Origin of the sequence: Ottowia sp. oral taxon 894, assembly GCF_001262075.1 — a bacterium.
GTDB classification, from domain to species: Bacteria; Pseudomonadota; Gammaproteobacteria; order Burkholderiales; family Burkholderiaceae_C; genus Ottowia; species Ottowia massiliensis.
Map to the genome: position 1 here is coordinate 1,252,680 of NZ_CP012073.1, position 19,979 is coordinate 1,272,658.

16 protein-coding genes are annotated in these 19,979 nt (G+C 66.9%); 9 read left to right on the plus strand and 7 right to left on the minus strand.

Going from position 1 to position 19,979, the window contains the following annotated elements; translation table 11 throughout:
- Positions 1-310 precede the first annotated feature (310 nt).
- Positions 311-2,521, minus strand: coding sequence for a TonB-dependent siderophore receptor (locus ADJ79_RS05270; RefSeq protein WP_050715085.1), 2,211 nt, complete (start codon positions 2,519-2,521; stop codon positions 311-313).
- 308 nt (positions 2,522-2,829) lie between these two features.
- Between ADJ79_RS05270 and ADJ79_RS05275 the strand changes: the two genes are divergently transcribed.
- Positions 2,830-3,720 (plus strand): tetratricopeptide repeat protein, encoded by an 891-nt coding sequence (locus tag ADJ79_RS05275; protein ID WP_050715086.1) that lies wholly within the window; start codon positions 2,830-2,832, stop codon positions 3,718-3,720.
- A gap of 181 nt (positions 3,721-3,901) precedes the next feature.
- Here ADJ79_RS05275 and ADJ79_RS05280 read toward each other — a convergent pair whose 3' ends face one another.
- A complete protein-coding gene (locus tag ADJ79_RS05280) occupies positions 3,902-4,558 on the minus strand; it encodes a PepSY domain-containing protein (RefSeq protein WP_050715087.1) in 657 nt (218 codons plus the stop codon).
- A 150-nt stretch (positions 4,559-4,708) separates the two neighbouring features.
- On the opposite strand from ADJ79_RS05280, the gene ADJ79_RS05285 reads away from it, so the two are divergent.
- The 4 genes from ADJ79_RS05285 to gap all read left to right on the plus strand — a co-directional run bounded on the left by ADJ79_RS05285 (position 4,709) and on the right by gap (position 9,439).
- Positions 4,709-5,443 (plus strand): PepSY domain-containing protein, encoded by a 735-nt coding sequence (locus ADJ79_RS05285; RefSeq protein ID WP_050715088.1) that lies wholly within the window; start codon positions 4,709-4,711, stop codon positions 5,441-5,443.
- A 50-nt stretch (positions 5,444-5,493) separates the two neighbouring features.
- Positions 5,494-6,156, plus strand: coding sequence for a response regulator transcription factor (locus ADJ79_RS05290; RefSeq protein ID WP_050715089.1), 663 nt, complete (start codon positions 5,494-5,496; stop codon positions 6,154-6,156).
- Positions 6,157-6,367: 211 nt separating this feature from the next.
- Positions 6,368-8,401 carry a transketolase gene (gene tkt / locus ADJ79_RS05295; RefSeq protein ID WP_050715090.1) on the plus strand — a complete coding sequence of 678 codons (2,034 nt, stop codon included), beginning with the start codon at positions 6,368-6,370 and terminating at the stop codon, positions 8,399-8,401.
- A gap of 36 nt (positions 8,402-8,437) precedes the next feature.
- Positions 8,438-9,439, plus strand: coding sequence for a type I glyceraldehyde-3-phosphate dehydrogenase (gene gap, locus ADJ79_RS05300; protein WP_050715091.1), 1,002 nt, complete (start codon positions 8,438-8,440; stop codon positions 9,437-9,439).
- Positions 9,440-9,694: 255 nt separating this feature from the next.
- On the opposite strand, the gene ADJ79_RS05305 is transcribed toward gap, so the two are convergent.
- Positions 9,695-10,207: a lipoprotein insertase outer membrane protein LolB gene (locus ADJ79_RS05305; RefSeq protein WP_050715092.1), complete on the minus strand. Its 513-nt coding sequence runs from the start codon at positions 10,205-10,207 to the stop codon at positions 9,695-9,697.
- Positions 10,204-11,970 (minus strand): tetratricopeptide repeat protein, encoded by a 1,767-nt coding sequence (locus ADJ79_RS05310; protein ID WP_050715093.1) that lies wholly within the window; start codon positions 11,968-11,970, stop codon positions 10,204-10,206. The genes ADJ79_RS05305 and ADJ79_RS05310 overlap by 4 nt, the downstream gene beginning before the upstream one ends.
- A gap of 97 nt (positions 11,971-12,067) precedes the next feature.
- Between ADJ79_RS05310 and mutM the strand changes: the two genes are divergently transcribed.
- A complete protein-coding gene (gene mutM / locus ADJ79_RS05315; protein ID WP_050715094.1) occupies positions 12,068-12,886 on the plus strand; it encodes a bifunctional DNA-formamidopyrimidine glycosylase/DNA-(apurinic or apyrimidinic site) lyase in 819 nt (272 codons plus the stop codon).
- Positions 12,887-13,012: 126 nt separating this feature from the next.
- Here the strand turns inward: mutM and ADJ79_RS05320 are convergent, their stop codons facing one another.
- Positions 13,013-14,542 (minus strand): M48 family metalloprotease, encoded by a 1,530-nt coding sequence (locus ADJ79_RS05320; RefSeq protein ID WP_253273875.1) that lies wholly within the window; start codon positions 14,540-14,542, stop codon positions 13,013-13,015.
- Positions 14,543-14,630: 88 nt separating this feature from the next.
- Here ADJ79_RS05320 and rsmA point away from each other — a divergent pair, with 88 nt between their 5' ends.
- A complete protein-coding gene (gene rsmA / locus ADJ79_RS05325) occupies positions 14,631-15,455 on the plus strand; it encodes a 16S rRNA (adenine(1518)-N(6)/adenine(1519)-N(6))-dimethyltransferase RsmA (protein WP_050716433.1) in 825 nt (274 codons plus the stop codon).
- A 198-nt stretch (positions 15,456-15,653) separates the two neighbouring features.
- Here rsmA and ssb read toward each other — a convergent pair whose 3' ends face one another.
- Both ssb and ADJ79_RS05335 read right to left on the minus strand, forming a co-directional pair.
- Positions 15,654-16,154, minus strand: a complete 501-nt coding sequence (gene ssb / locus ADJ79_RS05330; RefSeq protein ID WP_050716434.1) for a single-stranded DNA-binding protein — start codon at positions 16,152-16,154, stop codon at positions 15,654-15,656.
- A gap of 25 nt (positions 16,155-16,179) precedes the next feature.
- Positions 16,180-17,388 (minus strand): MFS transporter, encoded by a 1,209-nt coding sequence (locus tag ADJ79_RS05335; protein ID WP_050716435.1) that lies wholly within the window; start codon positions 17,386-17,388, stop codon positions 16,180-16,182.
- Between the two features lie 216 nt (positions 17,389-17,604).
- Here ADJ79_RS05335 and ADJ79_RS05340 point away from each other — a divergent pair, with 216 nt between their 5' ends.
- Both ADJ79_RS05340 and ADJ79_RS05345 read left to right on the plus strand, forming a co-directional pair.
- A complete protein-coding gene (locus ADJ79_RS05340; RefSeq protein ID WP_050716436.1) occupies positions 17,605-18,309 on the plus strand; it encodes a response regulator transcription factor in 705 nt (234 codons plus the stop codon).
- Between the two features lie 160 nt (positions 18,310-18,469).
- Positions 18,470-19,834 (plus strand): ATP-binding protein, encoded by a 1,365-nt coding sequence (locus ADJ79_RS05345; RefSeq protein WP_050715095.1) that lies wholly within the window; start codon positions 18,470-18,472, stop codon positions 19,832-19,834.
- The last annotated feature ends 145 nt before the right edge of the window (positions 19,835-19,979 follow it).

Below are 19,979 nucleotides of genomic sequence, written 5' to 3' on the forward strand. Positions count from 1 at the left end.
TATGGCAATAAAAATATTGGCGCTTATGTTTGCTGTGAAACGACTGGCCGTTTTCGCTGGCAGCGTACATTGAACGGGCTGTCAGAGGCGTCAGCAGCAGACGGTGCAGAGGCGAGATGATTTTAAAACAGGAGCAAATTCAAAGCGCCAAAAAAGGCATTTCGCGCAGTATTGGCGCGGAGGTCTAGCTATTGAATAAGGAGCGGATTGAGATGCTGAGCTGAGCTTTGCGCCGGGCGCGGCTTTCGGGCTGCGCCCTGGAGCCGCCGTCCGCACTTTTTCATGTGGACGGTGGCTCTGAAAAGCATGGTCAGAAGTCCAGCTTCACCCCTGCGTAGATGTAGCGGCCCCGGTTCGGCCCCCACAGGTGGGTGACGTCCATTTCGCCGTCGCCGTTGATCCACAAAAAGCTCTCTTTGTCCACCTGGCGGTAGTTGAAAAGGTTGTCCACGCCCAGGTAGAGGGAGACGTTTTTGCTGATGCTGTATTGGCCGCGCACGTCCACGGTGGCGAAGGTGGGGCTTTTGTCGCGTTTTTTGGTGCCGTCGAAGTTGTAGCGGCCTTGCTCGCCGCTGCCGTCGCCGTGGAATTTTTTCAAGTCCATCGGGCCGGTGACATTGACTTTGGCGGTCAGCGTCCAGGGGCCTTGCTCAAAGTCCACGCTGGCGAAAAAGCGCGATTTGGGGCGGGCAAAGACGAGAGTGCCGGGGTCGAACTTGTAGTGATACAGCTCGCCGCCCGCTGAAAGAGTCAGCGAGGGCGTGAGCTGGTAGCTGGCGTTCACGTCCACGCCTTGCACGGTGACGGGGCGTTTGGCGCTGGTGAACAGGGTGATGGGGTTGCCCTGCGCGTCTTGCGCACCCGAATCGAGCACGGCCATGTGCTTGATGCGGTTGTAGTTGTAGGAGGTGGTGACGGCAAAGCGGTCGTCGGCAAAGTTCAGGGCGTAGCTGAGGTTTTCGGAAACTTCGGGCTTGGTGAATTCGCGCACGATGCGCGTGGTGCTCAAGATGCCGTGGTCTTGCTCGAAAAAGCTGGTGGGCGCACGAAAGCCCTTGCCCGCGCTCAGGCGGCTGGAGAGGTGCGCGGTGTGGTGGTAGAGCAAGTTGGCGCGCGGCGAGACGATGGTGCCGTATTCGTTGTGCCGGTCCACGCGCACGGAGGCGTTCAGCTCCAGCCGGTCGCCCAAAAAGGTGCGGTAGCCCTGCAAGTACAGGGCGGGGGTGCGGAAGGTGTAGTTGTCCAGCCCCACAATGGGCGCACCGCCTTGCGCGCCCAGCGTGCCGTGGCTGCGCAGGTCTTCATAGCGCCAGCTCGCGCCAGCGGTGATCAGCCAGCCTGCCGCCGGGAACTGGTAGTTGCCGTCCAGGTAGTACTGGCGCTGCTTGGCAAAGTAGTAGTCGCCTTCGTAGAAGCTGTCTTGCTTGTGCTGGGCCGCGCCCATGGCCAGGCGCAGGCGGCCATCGCCCAGGCGGCGTTCGCCCTGGTGCACGATTTGCGCGCGCTTGGTGAAGATGACTTCCGAAAAGCCCCCGCGTCCGCTGTCGTAGGGCAGGAAGTCGCCCGAGTCAGGCGCGTACCAGCCATCGGGCCGCTGCGAGCCGCCCGCGCCCCGGCTGAAGTTGAAGGGGTTGCCGCTCATGTTGTCTTTGATGGCCTGGTAGTCGCGGCCCAGCGCGCCGCCGCCGCGCTTTTCGTCCACCAGGTCGAAGCGGCCGCGCATCTTGAAGCCGCCCACGTCATCCAGGAACCAGCCCATGCCGCCCATGCGGCGGTCGTAGCCGGTGTATTCGGAAATGCCGTCGCCGTTGCCATCGACCGAGTTGTGGCGGTCGTAGTGCACGGCGGCCGTCACGGCGCCGCCTTGCAGGGGCTTGGCCAAAAACACGTCCAGCCGCCGGGCGCCGAAGTTGCCGCCTTGCACGCGCATCTGCGCCTCATCGCGCGTGGGGCGCTTGGTGACGATGTTGACCGTGCCGGCCAGCGCTTCGGGCGCAATCAAGCTGGCGCCCGCGCCGCGCGCAATGTCGATGCGCTCCACGCCATACAGGCCCACGCTGTCCAGCCCATAGGCGGAAGACACGGAGGAATACATCGGAATGCCGTCAATCAGCAGCGTGGTGTAGCGCCCGGGCAGGTTGTTGAGCAGCACGTTGCGCACATTGCAGATGGAGCATTCCACCTGCACGGCCACGCCGGGGTTTTTGTCCACGGCCTCGTTCACGTTGGTCGCGCCGGTTTTTTCGATGGCGCGGGCGCTCACGCTCTCGGTCATCACGATGTCATCGCGCAGCGCGCCGGGGCGTATCTGGCGCTGGGCGCTCGTGCCCAGGCTGTGCACCGTCACTTCGGGCAGCGTGCCGCCTTCTTTGGAGGCCGTGGTTTTGACGCGGGCCACGCGCTCCGGCTCATGGTGATGTCCGTCATGCGCCTGTGCGCACATGGCCCATGAAGCCAGCGCCAGCGCCGTGGGCGCGGCCATGAAAAAACGCCGCAGAGCGCGGCGGTCGGATGCAGACATGTGTGTACTCCTCTTATCCAGATGAAAGCAAAACGTTTGGGGCGGATTCTCAAGTTGCGAGCGCTTCGCATTTTTGAGAAATATCAAAGAAAGTTACGATATCACTTGCGTGGTATCGAGATTTTGCCAGCATCCGGCCCGAAGCGTTTTTTCTCCCTGGCGCAACCGGCCTCGTCCGCTCTCTTTTTGGGGCGCCTGCGTACGCCGCCGCGCGCGCCTTCAAACTCACCGCGACGGCAGTGGTGGCATTGCCGCGTGGTCAAAAATGGCTGCGTGTGTATCGCCAGGCCACATCAGGAAAGCCGCCCATGCGCCCTCCCAAAAACCGCCCCGCCAGCAACACCCAAGTGCTGCACTTGCGCCCCGCCGTCGCTTCCTCTCTGAGCTTGCAGCACGCCTTCAACTTCTTGCGCCAGGGGCAGGGCGAGCGCGCCATGCCCCTGCTGGAAAAGCTGCTGCAAAACGATCCGCAGAACTTTGACGCGCTGCACCTGCTGGGCCAGCTGCACCTGCAACGGCGCGAGGCGGCGCAGGCTTTGCAGTGCCTTGAAAAAGCGCGCGCGCTCAAGCAACCTACGGCTGCGCTGCTGAACAACCTGGGCATCGCCCTGCGCCTGCTGGGCCGCGCCAGCGAGGCGCTGGACTGCTACGCGCAGGCATTGGCGCAGCAGCCTGATTACGCCGAGGCGCTCGTCAATCAGGGCAACGCCCTGCGTGACCTGGGCCAGAGCGCCCAAGCGCTCGCCAGCTACGAAGCCGCGCTGGCCTTGCGGCCCGCGCACCCGCAGGCGCTCAACAACCGCGCCCTCGCTCTGCGCGAACTGGGCCGCCTGCCCGAAGCGCTCGGCTGCGCCCGCCAAGCCGCCAGCCAGCACCCCGGCTACGCAGAAGCCCGCTACAGCCTGGGCCTGCTGCTGCAAGAAAGCGGCGACGGCCTTGCCGCCCTTCAGGCCTACGAGCAGGCGCTGGCGCTGGCGCCGGGCGACCCCGAAACGCTCAACGCCAAAGGCAGTGCGCTCGAAGCGCTGCAACGCCCGCAAGAGGCGCTGGACTGCTACGCGCAGGCACTGCGGCAAGCGCCCGCCCACCCGGACGCGCTGGCCAACATCACCGCCTTGCTGGAGCGCCTGGGGCAGCCGCAGGAAGCGGCACGCTACCGGCAGAAAGCGGCCCAGGCTGGCGGGCCGGCGTCAGGCTGAAGCCGCTTGATTGATGCTCCTTCTTTTAGAGCATGATGTCCTAGTGGAAACTGCGCCAGACGGCATTTCACACCCCTTGTATTTGCTCCTCTTTTTACTTCTTCCTGGTGGTTGAATGCGGGAAAAAAAGCGGGCGCGGATTGCTCCGCGCCCGCTGCCGTCATGCAAGCGTCAGGCTGAATCAGTCGTCCAGGCGCTCGCGCTCAATAGCGCCCGTGTAGGGGTTGATGTGCAGCTCCACGCGCTGGCCAGCGGCGTTCACGGCGTCAGCTTCCCAGCGGCCATGTTCAAACTCCAGGTCATGCACGTTGCGGTAGCCCGCAGCTTGCAGGGCCGCCACAACTTGCTGTGCCGTCAGAATGGGCGTGGGATTGGGGTTGCCCGGCTGGGCCGCATTGCCGCCGCGAGACACCTGGGAGATGACTTCCAGCGTGACGGGGTGCAGATGCAACTTCACCTTGGCGCCGCGCTCGTGCTGGCGAACCTTGGCTTCCCAGAGGCCGTCGTCAAACTCCACGTCGTTGATGACGGCGAATCCCAGCTGGCGCAGCTTCTCAATCACTTGGGAGATGCCCGGCAGGCGCGTGCCGATGTCGGTGCGCGTGAAAGCCAGGAATTCACCTGTGGCATCGTTGAGCAGCAGGTAGTGGCGCACGCCTTCCTTGGAGAGGGCCTTGGCTGTCCAGTAGCCATGCTCGCGGTCAAAGTCTTTCACGCCGTAAAAGCCGTGGGCCTGCATGGTCTGCAAGGCTTCGGGCGCCGTCAAGGCAAAGGCCGGGCTGGATGCCAGCGCGAGGGCGGCGGCGGCGGCGGCGATGAATTTCTTGGCTTTGGTCATTTGCTTGCTCCTTTCAGGTGCTGTTGAGAAAAAACATGGTTGAAAAACCATGGCTGAATGATGAATCGATGCATCTAAATGCAATATGAAGACGCCGTTCACGGGGCATTTAAAAACCGTCTCCACAATCAGGAAGAGGCCTGTATCCACATGAAACACACCAAACTTTTTCTTTCGTGCCTTGTTTTCAGCCTCTTTTTGGGCGCTTTGGGCGCGGTCCAGGCGCGCGGCAGCGACCAGGAGCAGGCGCGCCTGGGCGTTATCAGCGGCGCTTACCGTCCGCTGGCGGCCATCCTGGATGAGGTATCGGCCCAGCACGAGGCGCGCGTGGTGGATGTGGAGTCGCGCCAGGGCGCGCGCGGCGAGCTTCAATATGAAATCACGCTCATCACCCGGCGCGACGGCCAAAAGCGCGAGCTGCTGGTAGATGCCGCCACGGGCCGCGTGCTGGCGCAAGAGCAGGACTTCTCCCGCCAGGCGGCCTCCTTATCGGCGCTGGCGGCCTGGCTGCGCCCGCTGGAGCAGCATGACCAGCGCGTGGTGGAAGCCGAATTCGAGCTTTCGCCGCAGGGCCTGCCCGCCTACCAGCTGCAAATCGCTCCGGCGGCGCAAGCCTCGCAGCGCATGCTGCTGGATGCGCGCAACGGCGCTGTGCTGGAGCGCGGCAATCAGTCCGCCGCTGGCGTCATCCGCCCCATGCATGAAATGCTGGAGACGCTGTCCCCGCGCTTTTCAGGCCTGGTTCGTGAGGTGGAGCTGGAGCACGACACGCGCAACCAGCCTTTCTACGAGCTGGAACTGCTCCAGCCGGATGGCAACACGCTGGAGCTGAAAGTGCACGCCCACACGCTGGAAGTGCTGCAACGCAAGATCAAGCGCGACTGAAACCGGCTTCACTCCTGCCAATTCACCTCTGCCAAAAAAAGACCTTTCCCATGCGAATCCTCATCGTGGAAGACGACGCGGCCCTGGCCGAGCAAATGCGCCAGGCCCTGGCCGAAGCGGGTTTTGTGCCGGATGTGGAGCACGACGGCGAATCCGCCTCCTTCGCAGGCAGCGTGGAGTCTTACGACGCGGCCGTGCTCGACTTGGGCCTGCCCGCCAAAGACGGCCTTTCCGTGCTGCGCGACTGGCGCGAGGGCAACTGCCACTGGCCTGTGCTCATCCTCACCGCCCGCAACCGCTGGAGCGACAAGGTGGCCGGCTTCAACGCAGGCGCTGACGACTACCTCACCAAGCCCTTCATGATGGAAGAAGTGGTGCTGCGCCTGCGCGCCATGCTGCGCCGCCAGACCGGCAGCGGCTCCACCGTGCTGCGCGCGGGCGGGCTGGAATACGACGTGAGCGCGGGGCGCTTCACCTGGCACGGCCAGCCCTTGGGCCTGACGGCGCAGGAGCACAAGATACTGGCCTATCTCATGCACCACCCGGGCCAGGTCATCACCCGCGCCCACATTGGCGAACACGTCTATGCCCGCGATCTCGATCCTGACTCCAACACCATCGACGTGCTCATTGGCCGCATCCGCCGCAAGCTGGGCGACCCCAGCCTGATCGTCACCGAGCGCGGCCAAGGCTTCCGGCTGGTTGCGCCATAGCCTCGTGCATTCCGCCGTTTCGCCTGATGGCGGGCAGCGCTCCGCTCTTTTATCCATAGCGGCTAGCGCCCGCTCCACAAGGGCTTGCGGCCAATTCGGCATCTGAATTCAGGGCGCTGAAAGTGCCTGCCAGCAGCTGCGAGAGGAAGGGGCGGCTTTGTAAAATTTGAAGCTTTTCACTTCCCACACCTTGCTAGCGGAGCTGAATCTCATGGCAGACCCGACCCTCATGGCCAACGCCATCCGTGCCCTTTCGATGGACGCCGTTCAACAAGCCAAGTCGGGCCACCCCGGCGCGCCCATGGGCATGGCCGACATGGCCGTGGCGCTGTGGAGCCGCCACCTGCGCCACAACCCGGCCCATCCGCAATGGGCGGGGCGCGACCGCTTCGTGCTCTCCAACGGGCACGCTTCCATGCTGCTGTATGCCCTGCTGCACCTGACGGGCTATGACCTGCCGCTGCATGAGCTGAAAAACTTCCGCCAGCTGCACAGCAAAACGCCGGGCCACCCGGAGCACGGCGTCACCCCCGGCGTGGAAACCACCACCGGCCCGCTGGGGCAGGGCCTGGCCAATGCCGTGGGCATGGCGCTGGCCGAAAAGCTGCTGGCCGCCGAATTCAACCGCGAAGGCCACACCATCGTGGACCACCACACCTACGTCTTTCTGGGCGATGGCTGCCTGATGGAAGGCATCAGCCACGAAGCATGCAGCCTGGCGGGCGCATGGAAGCTCGGCAAGCTCATCGCCCTGTATGACGACAACGGCATCAGCATCGACGGGCAAGTGGCTCCCTGGTTTGCAGACAACACGGCGGAGCGCTTCAAGGCCTACCACTGGAACGTGATCGGCCCGGTAGACGGGCATGACGCCGCCGCCATCGACAAGGCCATCGCCCAGGCCAAAAAAAGCGCCAGCCAGCCCACGCTCATCATCTGCAAGACACACATCGGCAAAGGCAGCCCCAACCGGCAAGGCACCTCCAAAGCGCACGGCGAGCCGCTGGGCGCGGACGAAATCGCGCTGACACGCCAGGCGCTGGGCTGGCAGCATGGCCCCTTTGAAATTCCGGACGAGGTCTATGCCGCCTGGGACGCCAAAGCCATTGGCGCCAAAGCCGAAGCGCAGTGGGACGCCGCCTTTGCCGCCTACGCCAAGGCTTACCCCGAACTGGCCGCCGAATTCACCCGCCGCATGGCCGGCGAGCTGCCCGCCAGCTTCCAGCAAGTGGCCGTCGATGCAGCCATGCACGCGCATGAAAGGGCCGAAACCGTGGCCAGCCGCAAGGCCAGCCAGCAGGCGCTGCAAGCCTTGACCGCCGCGCTGCCGGAGCTGCTGGGCGGCAGCGCCGACCTCACCGGCTCCAACCTCACCCAGACGGCCGCCACAGCGCCGCTGCGCATGAACGCCCAGGGCGAAGTCGAAAAAACGAAAGACGGCCAGATTGGCCGCCACATCAACTACGGCGTGCGCGAATTCGGCATGGCCGCCATCATGAACGGCGTGGCGCTGCACGGCGGCTTCATCCCCTACGGCGGCACCTTCCTCACCTTCAGCGACTACAGCCGCAACGCCATCCGCATGGCCGCGCTCATGAAGCAGCGCGTCATTCACGTGTTCACGCACGACAGCATCGGCCTGGGCGAAGACGGCCCCACGCACCAAAGCATCGAGCACGCCGCAAGCCTGCGCCTCATTCCCAACCTGGATGTCTGGCGCCCGGCCGACGCCGTGGAAACCGCCATCGCCTGGGCTGCGGCGCTGACGAGCAAAGACCGGCCCACCGCCTTGCTGCTCTCGCGCCAGAACCTGCCCGCGCTGCCCAAGGGCGACATGGGCAACATCAGCCGTGGCGCCTACGTGCTCAGCGAACCGGCGGACGCGGGCCTGAACAAGCCCGCGCAAATCGTGCTGATTGCCACCGGCTCGGAAGTCGATCTGGCCCTGAAAGCGCAGGCGCTGCTGGCGCAAAGGAAAGTGGCTGCCCGCGTCGTCTCCATGCCCAGCGCCACCACGTTTGACCGGCAGGGCGACGCCTACAAGCGCGCCGTGCTGCTGCCGCGCAAACCCCGCGTGGCCGTGGAAATGGCCAGCACCGCCGCGTGGTGGAAATATGGCGTCAGCGCCGTCATCGGCATCGACGCCTTTGGCGAATCCGCCCCCGCCCCCGTGCTGTTCAGGCACTTTGGCTTCACGCCCGAAAACGTGGCGGCGCAAGCGCTGGCCGTGCTCAAAAAACGCTAACTTCCCTTTTCGACGCTTCAATTTCAGGAGAACGCAATGACCATCAGAATCGGCATCAACGGCTTTGGCCGCATCGGGCGCATGGTGTTCAGGGCGGCCGTCAAAAGCTGCCCCGACATCGAAATCGTCGGCATCAACGACCTGCTCGAGCCTGACTACCTGGCCTACATGCTCAAGTACGACAGCGTGCAAGGCCGCTTTGACGCCGACGTGCGCGCCGAAGGCAACACGCTCATCGTCAATGGCAAAAAAATCCGCCTCAGCGCCGAAAAAGACCCCGCCGACCTCAAATGGGGCGATGTGGGCGCGCAAATCGTCATCGAATCCACCGGCCTGTTCCTGACCCAGGAAGCCGCGCAAAAGCACCTGGACGCTGGCGCCGGCAAAGTCATGATGTCCGCCCCTTCCAAAGACGACACGCCCATGTTCGTCTACGGCGTCAATAGCGACGCCTACGCGGGCCAGCGCATCATCAGCAACGCCAGCTGCACCACCAACTGCCTCTCGCCCGTGGCCAAGGTGCTGCAAGACAAATGGGGCATCAAACGCGGCCTGATGACCACCGTGCACGCTGCCACCGCCACGCAAAAAACCGTGGACGGCCCCAGCAAAAAAGACTGGCGCGGCGGCCGGGGCATTCTGGAAAACATCATCCCCAGCAGCACCGGCGCGGCCAAGGCCGTGGGCGTTGTGCTGCCCGCGCTCAAAGGCAAGCTCACCGGCATGTCCTTCCGCGTGCCCACCTCGGACGTCTCCGTCGTCGATCTCACTGTCGAGCTGGAAAAACCCGCTTCCTATGCCGACATCTGCACCGAAATGAAAGCCCAAAGCGAAGGCAAGCTCAAAGGCATCCTCGGCTACACCGAAGACAAAGTCGTCGCCACCGACTTCCGGGGCGACGCGCACAGCTCCATCTTCGATGCGGGCGCCGGCATCGCGCTGGACGACACCTTCGTCAAACTCGTTGCCTGGTACGACAACGAATGGGGCTACTCCAACCGCTGCCTGGACATGGCGCGCGTCATGAGCCAGAAATAAGCCCGTCCCTGCCCCGGGAACCTGTCCGCAATCTTTCCGTGGGGGCGGGAAGCTCGCCCCTCAGGGCCAGGTTCTGAAAAGCCCATGCGCCGCTTTCGCACGCATGGGCTTTTTCACGTATGGCTCCAAGCGATGCCTGCGCGCCCTGCATCGCTCCGCGCTCCGGCGATGCGCAGCCCGTTTCATGCCCCAATCGGCCGCAAGTCCTAGTGGAATGGGCGCGGGCAACTCTCTTTTTGATAGCGAATCAGGCTTTCAAGGCTCGAAAACCACCTTCAGCTGCGCCGTGGGCAGCGGTTGCAGCCGGCGGGCGTAAAGGCGTCCTTCGGCGACGCGGGAGAGATCGGCATGCCAATCGGCGCTGGCTTGGGGCTGGCCGCGCAGCCAGCTGAAAAGGGCGGCCACGGGCAGGGGCGCGCCAGTGGCGCGGGCCGTCATGTCTTGCAGGCTGGCGTAGGTTTCGGTTTGCGCGCCTTGCTGCAAGCTGGCCTGGCCGGGCTGCCAGCGCATGAGGGCGAGGGTGCTGCCGACGGGAGAAGTCAGGTGCAGCTCGCCTGCCTCGGGCGTGCCGGAGAGGGTGAAACTGGCTGCGTAAGACTGGGGCGGCTCGCTTTCCACTTGCAGGGCGAGGCGTCCTTGCCAAAAGCGGCGCCCGGCTTGCGCTGGCTGGCTGGCGGGCGGTTCAGGAGCGGAGGGCGCATGGGCGCATCCCGCCAGAGCGGCGAACAGGGCGGCGGCCAGCGCGGCGGCGGGCAAACGGCACGTCATGGCGCGGCGGCTTTGCCCAGCGCGCCGGGCTGAACGCCCAGGCGCTTGAGCGTTTGCGCAAGCGTCTGGTTGCGGGGGTCAATGCGCAGAGCTTCGCGCCAGATGGCCTGCGCCCGCTCACGCTCGCCCTGCACCCAGAGCGTCTCGCCCAGGTGCGCGCCGATTTCGGCTTCGGGCTGGCGCTCGAAAGCGTCTTCGAGAATGCGGCGTGCTTCGTCCAGCCGCCCCTGGCGGAAGGCGATCCAGCCGAGGCTGTCCTGTATGAAGGGGTCGTGCGGAGCGAGGCTGACGGCTTTTTCAATGAGTTCGCGCGCCTCAGGCAGGCGCTGCTTGCGATCGGCCAGCAGATAGCCCAGCGTGTTGTAGCCGGGGGCCGATTCGGGCCGCAGCTGGATGAGGCGGCGCAGCAGGCGCTCGGTTTCCGCCATGTCGCCCGACTGCTCGGCGGCCAAGGCGGTTTCGTAAAGCAGGTCAGGGTCATCAGGCGCCTGGTCAAGCGCCGAGCGCAGCAGGGCGAACGCGGCGCGGGGCAATCCCTCGCTGTGCAGCAGATTGCCTTCGGCCAGCACTTTGGCGCGGGCGTCAAGCGGGCCGTCTTCCGGCGCCTGGCGGATGAGGCTGATGGCTTCATTCATGCGCCCCTGGCGGGCCAGCAGGCGCGCGCGGGCGATGAGCACGGTGGCAGCGGCCTCGCCTTCGTCCAGCTCAATCTTGTCCAGCCACCGCGCGGCCTGGGCGTAGTCGCCCTGGCGCTCGGCCAGTTGCGACAAGGCCAGGCAGGCGCTGGCGCGCTCCGGCTCGGTGGCTTCGCTTTCAGGCGCCAGCTCCAGATAGCGCCGCAGCGACTGGCGCGCGGCTTCGTCCTGATGCACGCCCGCCTGCGCCAGCCCCAGGGCCAGCCAGCTTTCCTCGCTTTGCGGGTGGCGCTGCGCCCAGTCGGCCAGGAACTGGCGGGAGGCGATGTCCTGCCCCAGTTCGCGCAAGGCGGCGGCGTAGGCCACGCCCATGCCGGGCGCGGCCTTTTCGCGCTCCAGGTAGCCGCGCGCCAGCGCCTGGGCCTCGTCCATGCCGGCATTCACCCACAAGTGCAAGGCCAGCCGGGCGGGCCATTCGGAATCGGGCGCCTGCCGCGCGCCTTCCTGCGCGGCTTGCAGCGCGCCTGCCGCATCGCCCGCCTGCAAGCGCATGCGGCCCAGGGTGGCCCAGGCGGGGCCGGCGGCGCCCGGCTCGTCAATCACGGAGGAAAGCGCCTTCGTGATGATTTCAAGCGCTTTTTGTTTGTCGGACATGCGGCCATAAATGGCCGGCAGGGCGTTGATGAGCGAAGCGCGCTCCTCGTCTTCCAGCAGCGGCAGCATGGCGCGCAGGGGTTCGGCGGTTTCGCTGGCGCGGCCCATGAGCAGCAGGGTCTGCAACTGGTAGCGCAGCGCCACGGGTGAATCGGGATGGGCGCGCAGCCAGGCCTCCACGGCTTCCAGCGCCGCTGTGCCAGCGCCCGCTTGCAGGGCCATGGCGGTGGCGCGCTCGTAGGCCGCTTCGTCGCCCGTGCGGCGAGCGGCGTCAAACATGAAGCTCACGCCCGTGCGCGCGTCGCCGCTTTGAAAACTCAGCTCGCCCACCAGCAGCCTGTAAAGCAGCGAGGCCGTAAGGGCGGATTGCGGCGGCGCGGTTTTTTCGGCCTGCGCGGGCGGCGGCTCTTCAGCCGAAGAGGCGTTTGGCTCCTGCCCCGAAGCGGGCGCGCTGCAAAGCGCGAAACAGGCCAAGGCAAGGGCGGAAGCGGCGGCGGAAATCGGCCGCCGCAAGGACGGGCGCGCTGGCGGGCGCAAGGGCTGATTCAAGGGCATCAACCCATAATAAGTCATGCCTGAACTGCCAGAAGTTGAAGTCACTCGGCGCGGCCTTGCCTGCCGCCTGCCGGGCGCGCGCATCGAGGCCGCGCGGCCCGGCAAACCCTTGCGCTGGCCGCTGGGCATTGCCCCCGAAGCCTTGCGTGGCCGCACCGTGGCCAGCGTGGGGCGGCGCGGCAAATACCTGCTGCTGCGCCTGGCGCCGGACGGGTTGCTGCTGGTGCATCTGGGCATGTCGGGCAGCCTGGACTGGCAGGCCGCGCCGCCGCCGCCCGGCCCGCATGACCACTTTGATCTCGTGACCGGCCAGGGCGTTTTGCGCCTGCATGACCCGCGCCGCTTTGGCGCCGTTGTCTGGGCGCCCGACGAAAACTCCGGCATGGCCGCCAAGCTGCTGGGCGGCCTGGGCATGGAGCCGCTGGACGGGACGTTCGATGCCGCCGCCTTCCATCAGCGCCTGAAAAAGCGCCGCGCGCCCATCAAGCAAGTGCTGCTGGCGGGCGACGTGGTGGTGGGCGTAGGCAACATTTACGCCAGCGAGGCGCTGTTTCACGCGGGCCTGCACCCCGCCGTGCCCGCTTGCCGCGTCTCGCGCCCGCGCGCTGACCGCCTGCATGCCGCCATCCGCCAGGTGCTGGCGCGCGCCGTGGAGCAAGGCGGCAGCACCCTGCGCGACTTTGCCGCCATCGACGGCCATGCGGGCCACTTTCAGCTGGAAGCGGCGGTTTATGGCCGCGAAGGCCAGCCCTGCCGCGCCTGCGGCACGCCCATCCGCCGCATCGCGCAAGGGCAGCGCTCCACCTGGTTCTGCCCGGCGTGCCAGAAGAGATGAAATAGCGAAGCGCCCGCTTCCCGAGCAGGAACGAATCCACCCCGCATCAATACGCTGATGTCTAGGGTTTATTGAGAATTCCAGCTTCGGGCATGCTTTCCTTTCCCCCTGCTCCGCTGGTTGCGGCTACTCCTTTTCTTCTTCCTGCTGCGCCTTGAGCGCCTGCTGGGTTTCGCGCAAGCGGGTGTCCACGATGGCCGCCTCGATGTGGTCGGCCTGCGGATGCTGGCGCACCCAGTCCTGCGCGGCGCGAAAGCGCTGGGCCGCGCCAGCCAGGTCCTGCCAGGCCAGCTGCGCCTGCCCTTCGGCGCGCAAAGCGTGCAGGGGCTGCCCGCGCTCGCGCCAGGCGGCAGCCAGCAGTTGCCAGGCCGTGCCGTCATCGGCGTGCAGGCTGACCCAGCGTTGCAGGCGTTCGGCAGCTTGCTGCGCCTGGCCGCTGGCCGTTTCGGCCTGCGCCAGAAAAAGCTGCTCGGGGCGGCCTTCGGCGCCTTCGGGCACGTGCGCTTGCAGCAGGGTTTTGACTTGGGCGTAGTCCTTGGCGCGCAGGGCCAGATCGGCTTGCAGCAGGCGGGCCTGGCGCGCGGCGGCGGGCGGGCTTTGCACCAGCGCGGGCAGCTGGGCGGCCAGCGCTTGCGCTTGGCCCAGGTGACGCAGCTCGGCTTGCGCCAGCGCGGCGGCGTAAAGGGAGGCGACGCGCCGCTGAAGCGGCAGGCCGCGCTCGCCCGTGCTTTGCGGCGCCTTGGCCCAGTCGCGCAGCTTGTCCACGCCGGGGCGCGAGAGCACGCGGGCGCGGGCGGCAATTTGCGCTTGCGCCAGATCAGGCTCGGCGCTGGCTTTGCCCGCTTCGCGCGGGGCGCGCAAGCGCGCTTCGGCGATGCGCTCGGCCGTGAGCGGGTGGCTGCGCAGCCAGGGCCAGTCGCCCCGGTCGCTCAGGCGCGTGGCGTTTTGCAGCTTTTCAAACATGCTGGCCATGCCTTGCGCCGAAAAACCGGCCTGTTGGTAGATGCCGTGGCCGATGCGGTCGGCCTCGCGCTCCATGTCGCGCGAGTAATTGAGCTGCTGCTGCAAGGCGGCGGCCTGCCCGCCGGTGATGAGGGCCGCGCCCGCTTGCGGGTTGCTGCCCGCCGCCAGCGCGCCCAGGATGAGGCTGGCCAGCAGCAAGGGCGCCTGGCGCGCCTGGCGGCTGGTCATGCGCGAGATGTGGCGCTGGGTGACGTGCGCCATTTCGTGCGCCATGACGGAGGCCAGCTCGTCGCGCGAATCCACCACGCCAATCATGCCCAGATACAGGCCGAAGTAGCCGCCGGGCACGGCAAAGGCGTTGATTTCGCCCTCGCGCCCCAGCAGCACGCGCCAGGCGTAGGCTTCGTCCAGCTCCGGCGGCATGTCGCCGCGCTGGCGGGCGGCGGCGCGCAAAGGCTGCCAGATGCCGTCCACCCACTGGGTGAGCACCGGATCGTCAAAAAAGGAAGGGTCGCGAAACATCTCGCGCGCGATGCGGTCGCCCAGCTTGCGCTCTTGCAGCGGCGTCATCTCGCCCGCATCGCCCAGCGAAGGCAGCGCCGCCGGCGCGGCCTGGGCCACCTGCACGGCGTGCGGCCAGTGCGCCGCGCCGTCATGAACGCCATGCGCCCATGCCACGGCAGGCAGCAACAAAGAAAAAGCAAGGGAGAAAGCGCCTGTTTTCATGGCATCTATGATGCCCCGCTTTTTTCAGCGCCCCTTGCGGCAACGGGGCCACGCCATGCAACACATTCCCCGCAAACGCTTCGGCCAGCATTTTTTGAGCGACGAAGCCGTGATTGACGCCATCGTCCGCGCCATTGCCCCCCGCCCGGGGCAGGCCGTGGTGGAAATCGGCCCCGGCCTGGCCGCGCTCACCCAGCCGCTGCTTCAGCGCCTGGGGCGGCTGACCGTCATCGAGCTGGACCGCGATCTGGCTGCGCGCCTTCGCGGCCAGGCCAGCTTGCAAGTCATCGAGTCGGATGTGCTGAAGGTGGACTTCGCGCAACTGGCGCGCGATCTGGCCGCGCAAGCCCCCGCCGGAACGCCTGCCGAAACGCCCGCCCCGGCCAAACTGCGCGTGTGCGGCAACCTGCCCTACAACATCTCCACGCCCATCCTCTTTCACCTGCTGCCCTTCGCGCCCGTCATTGAAGACCAGCACTTCATGCTGCAAAAAGAAGTGGTGGACCGCATGGTGGCCGCGCCCGCCACGGCCAGCTACGGGCGGCTTTCCGTCATGCTGCAATGGCGCTACGAAATGGAAAGCGTGCTGCACGTGCCGCCCGAAGCCTTCAGCCCGCCGCCCAAGGTGGAATCAGCCGTCGTGCGCATGCTGCCCCTGCCCGCGCCGGCTGATGTGCCGCTGGCCGGCTTTTCCGAGCTGGTGCAAGTGGCCTTCAGCCAGCGCCGCAAGCTGCTGCGCCACACCCTGGGCCGCTGGCTGCAAGAGCGCGGCTTTGCGGGCGTGTTCGACGTGCAGCGCCGCGCCGAAGAAGTGCCCGTGCATGAATACATCGCCCTGGCGCAGCAGGCGCTGGACCGCGCGCCCGCCGCCAGCCCATAGGCTGAACCGGATGCGGGAGAAAGCTGGATGAAAGCGTTATTTCGCTCCGCTATTCATAGCAAGAGGTCCTAGTGGAACCTGCGCGAGAAGGTGCTTTCGACCCCTTGAATTTGCTCCTGTTTCTGATGCTTTTCTTCGGGCCATGCCAGCCTGAAGGCGCTGCCTCATTCGTCGCGCAGGCGGGCCGTGAACAGGTTCTCAGAAGGGAATGTCGTCGTCCATGTCGCCCAGGTCAGCCGCAGGCGGCTGCGCTGCGGCGGGCGCTGGCGCTGGCGCGGGAGCGGGGCGGGCAGGCGCGGCGGCGCGGGGGGCAGGCGCGGCGCGGCGCGGCGCGTCGTAGCTGGCATCGTCGCCGCCAGCGGCGTTGCGGCTGCCCAGCATTTGCATGTTGTCCACGCGAATTTCGCTGGTGCTGCGTTCCTGGCCGCTTTGGTCCGTCCACTTACGGGTGCGGATGCTGCCTTCCACGTAAATCTGCGAGCCTTTGCGCAGGTACTGCCCGGCAATTTCGGCCAGCCGGTCATTGAACACCAGGCGGTGCCATTCGGTGTGCTCGCGCATTTCGCCGCTTTGGCGGTCTTTCCAGCGCTCGGTGGTTGCCAAGGTGACGTTGGCCACCTGGCCGCCGCTGGGGAAGGTGCGCACTTCCGGGTCACGGCCCAGGTTGCCGACGAGGATGACTTTGTTCACGGCCATGATGAAGAACCTTTGCAAAAGCGGCAAATTATGCGGTGCCCGGCTCTTTGGCGGGCGCATGCACGGGCTGCTTCCAGCCCAGCGCCAGCCACAGCGCCGACAGCGCCGCGCCCGCCACGAAAACCGCTGCCGCGCCCTGCTCTTTCAGCAGCCAGCCGCCCAGCGCGCCGCCAGCGAACAAGCCCAGCGATTGCAAGGTGTTGAACACCCCCAGCGCCTGCCCGCGCACCGCCTGCGGCGCCAGGCGCGACACCAGGCTGGGCAGGCTGGCCTCGATGGCGTTGAAAGCCACGAAAAAGAGAAACAGCGCCACGCCCAGCGCCCACAGCCCCGGCTGGCGCGGCGCAATCCAGCAGAAGATGAGCTGCACCAGCAGATACAGCACGATGGAGCCGCGCAGCGCCAGCGCCAGATGCCCGCGCCGCTCCAGCGAAAACAGCCCGCCCAGCAGCACAAACGAGGCCAGCACCGCCGGCAGATACAAATGCCAGTGCTCGGCCTTGCCCAGCCCCGCGCCCACCAGCAGCCCCGGCACCACCACCCACATGGCCATTTGCACGGCCTGCAACACGAAAATGCCCAGGTTGAGCCGCCACAGCAGTGGATGCCGCCACACGCCCACGGGCGCGGCGGCAAGATGGCTTTCGGCCGCGTGCGCTTCATGCGGCTTGTGCGGCGGCTCGGCGGGCGTGACCCACAGCACCAGCCCCACACCCGCCAGCGACAGCGCGCCCGTCAGCCAGAACAGCCCGCTCAGGCCCCCCAGCCAGGCCGATAGCGGCGGCGCGGCCAGCAGCGACAGGGCAAACATCAGCCCGATGCTTGCGCCCACCAGCGCCATGGCCTTGGTGCGCACCTCATCGCGCGTTTGATCGGCCAGCAGCGCCGTCACTGCCGCCGAAATGGCCCCGGCGCCTTGCAAGGCGCGCCCGGCCATCAGCCCATACACGCTGCCAGCCAGCGCGCCCACCAGCGAGCCGGCGGCAAAAATCAGCAGCCCCAGCACAATGACCCGCTTGCGCCCGAAGCGGTCCGAGGCCATGCCCAGCGGCGCCTGAAACACCGCCTGCACCAGCCCATACAGGCCCAGCGCCAGGCCCACAAGCACCGGATCGCCCCCTCCGGGGTAGTGCGCCGCCTCCAGAGCGAACACGGGCAGCACCAGAAACAGCCCCAGCATGCGCAGCGCGAAGATGGACGCCAGCGAAAAGCTGGCACGGCGCTCGTCATTCGTCATGGACGCGCGGCGGGAAGGGGCAGATGGCGTGGCGGACATGGGTAACAAGGCAAAACCAATGCGGGCGATTGTCATGGATGCGCTGGCGGCCACGCGAAAATGCCGCCCAGCCGGCCACCCGCAAAACGCCAGATGCCGCGCTTTACCCATCTTTACCCCTCATTCATTCCGGCGCAGCGCCCCGAGGGCACCATACCCGGCATGAACGACGCAGACATGCCCTCACGCCTTTTGATGATTGAAGACGATGCCCGCCTGGCCAGCATGGTGGGCGAATACCTGGAGCAAGCCGGCTTTGCCTTTGCCCACCAGGGCGACGGTGCCAGCGGCCTGGCCGCCGTGCAGGAAAGCGCGCCCGATCTGGTCATTCTCGATCTCATGCTCCCCGGCATGGACGGCCTGGAGGTGTGCCGCCGCATCCGCTCCCTGCCCGGCGCAGCCGCCAGCGTGCCGGTGCTCATGCTCACGGCCAAGGGCGACGCAATGGACCGCATCATCGGCCTGGAGCTGGGCGCGGATGACTACCTGCCCAAACCCTTCGAGCCGCGCGAGCTGCTGGCGCGCATTCGCGCCGTGCTGCGTCGCCAGTCGCCCGGCGCTGCGCCCACGCAGCCCGTGCTGCGCTTTGGCTCGCTGGAAATCGACCGCGACGCGCGCACCGTCACCGTGGCGGGCAAGCCGGCGGAGCTGACCAGCTACCAGTTCGACCTGCTCGTCACGCTGGCCGAGCGCGCCGGGCGCGTGCTCTCGCGCGAGCAGATCATGGAAGCCGTGCGCGGCCGCGAGCTGGAAGCCTTTGACCGCTCCATTGACGTGCACATGGGCCGCATCCGCGCTGCCATCGAAACCGACGTGAAGCACCCCAAGCGCATCCTCACCGTGCGCGGCGTGGGCTACGTGTTCGCACGGCAGCAAGACTGAAAGCCCGCATCCCGCCCCGGCCCGCCCGCGCTCATGGCCTGATTTCACGGCCTGATTTCATGGCCAAATCGGCCGCAAGTCCTAGTGAAACCAGCGCAGACCACTATCAAAACAAGAGCAAAACGGGCGCGCGCCCGCCACTTTCCGCCGCCTCCCCGCCATGCAAACCATCATCGCCCGCCACCTCTACGCCCGCATCTGGCTGGCCGCCGCCGCCTGCGTGACCGTGCTGGGCCTGCTCATTGCCTGGGGCTGGCACGCCGCCGAAGCCGAGCACGAGCGCGACCGCCAGCGCGAGCGGCAAAGCGCCACCGAACTGCGCCAGCACCCCATGCGCGAGCTGATCGTGCGCGACGCCGACGGCAGGCCCATTGGCCGGGGGCAGCTGCAATGGAAGCATGGACGGGGGCATGAATTCGCCGTCGTGCTGACTGACGGGCGCGTGCTGCTCATCCAGCGCGCGCCGCGCGTGCAGGAAGACGCCGCTGCGCTGCCGCCGCCCCCTCCTTCCCCATCCGGCGGCGGCCCCCATGCGGCGCCGGATGAGCCTGGAAAAAACACTGCGGGAAAAACCGCCCCCAGAAGCGCCGGCCCGCGCGGCGGCGAGGGCGACGGCCCGCCTTTCTGGCTGCGCCCGCCCTTCGGCTTTCTCTGGGTCATCGGCCTGGCCGGGCTGGCTGTCATGGCGGGCATCTACCCTGTGGCGCGGCGTCTCACCCAGCGGCTGGAGCGCCTGCAACGCGGCGTGCAGCAATGGGGCGAAGGCGATCTCGCCGTGCGCCTGCCCGAAGACGGCCACGACGAAGTCGCCGACCTCTCGCGCCGCTTCAACGCCGCCGCCGCGCGCATCCAGTCGCTCATGGCCGCGCAAAAGTCGCTGCTGGCCAACGCCTCGCACGAGCTGCGCTCGCCGCTGGCGCGCATCCGCATGGCGCTCGAACTCATGGGCGAGCGCCCCAGCCCCGCCGTGCGCGCCGAAGTGACCCGCAACATCGCCGAGCTGGACCAGCTCATCGACGAAATCCTGCTGGCCAGCCGGCTGGATGCGCAAGAAGCCGATCTGGGCAGCATCGAATCCGTGGACCTGCTGGGCCTCATGGCCGAAGAATGCGCGCGCACCGGCGCGGACTTCGCCCCCGCCAGCGGCCTGCACGAAGCCGCCGTGCCCGGCGTCGCCAAGCTCCTGCGCCGCGCCGTGCGCAACCTGCTGGAAAACGCCGCCCGCTACGGCGGCGATCAGCCCGCCAGCGCCACCCTTGCGCTGGAGGCCGCGCCCGCAGGCAAGCCGGGCAAGGGGCTGGCCGTCATCCGCGTCAGCGACCACGGCCCCGGCGTGCCGCCCGAGTTGCGCGAGCGCATCTTCGAGCCGTTCTACCGCCTGCCCGGCGCCAGCGAACGCGAAGGCGGCGTGGGCCTGGGCCTGGCGCTGGTGCGCTCCATCGCCCAGCGCCACGGCGGCAGCGTGCGCTGCCTGGCCAGCGAAGAGGGCGGCGCCTGCTTCGAGCTGCGCCTGCCCCTGGCCTGAGAACCTGTTCAAAGCCTGTCCGCAAGCAAACCCCAGCCGTCGAACGGCCCCAAAGGCGCTGCTTTCGCTGCCTTTTTAATAGCAACAAAGCCCGCCAGCAATGCGGCGAATGCGTTTTCAAGGGGCCTGAATTTGCTCTCAAACA

Coding starts and splice junctions, on each gene's coding strand:
- ADJ79_RS05270 (WP_050715085.1), bottom strand. CDS start 2,521: ATGTCTGCATCCGACCGCCGCGCTCTGCGGCGTTTTTTCATGGCCGCG.
- ADJ79_RS05275 (WP_050715086.1), top strand. CDS start 2,830: ATGCGCCCTCCCAAAAACCGCCCCGCCAGCAACACCCAAGTGCTGCAC.
- ADJ79_RS05280 (WP_050715087.1), bottom strand. CDS start 4,558: ATGACCAAAGCCAAGAAATTCATCGCCGCCGCCGCCGCCGCCCTCGCG.
- ADJ79_RS05285 (WP_050715088.1), top strand. CDS start 4,709: ATGAAACACACCAAACTTTTTCTTTCGTGCCTTGTTTTCAGCCTCTTT.
- ADJ79_RS05290 (WP_050715089.1), top strand. CDS start 5,494: ATGCGAATCCTCATCGTGGAAGACGACGCGGCCCTGGCCGAGCAAATG.
- tkt (WP_050715090.1), top strand. CDS start 6,368: ATGGCAGACCCGACCCTCATGGCCAACGCCATCCGTGCCCTTTCGATG.
- gap (WP_050715091.1), top strand. CDS start 8,438: ATGACCATCAGAATCGGCATCAACGGCTTTGGCCGCATCGGGCGCATG.
- ADJ79_RS05305 (WP_050715092.1), bottom strand. CDS start 10,207: ATGACGTGCCGTTTGCCCGCCGCCGCGCTGGCCGCCGCCCTGTTCGCC.
- mutM (WP_050715094.1), top strand. CDS start 12,068: ATGCCTGAACTGCCAGAAGTTGAAGTCACTCGGCGCGGCCTTGCCTGC.
- rsmA (WP_050716433.1), top strand. CDS start 14,631: ATGCAACACATTCCCCGCAAACGCTTCGGCCAGCATTTTTTGAGCGAC.
- ADJ79_RS05335 (WP_050716435.1), bottom strand. CDS start 17,388: ATGACGAATGACGAGCGCCGTGCCAGCTTTTCGCTGGCGTCCATCTTC.
- ADJ79_RS05340 (WP_050716436.1), top strand. CDS start 17,605: ATGCCCTCACGCCTTTTGATGATTGAAGACGATGCCCGCCTGGCCAGC.
- ADJ79_RS05345 (WP_050715095.1), top strand. CDS start 18,470: ATGCAAACCATCATCGCCCGCCACCTCTACGCCCGCATCTGGCTGGCC.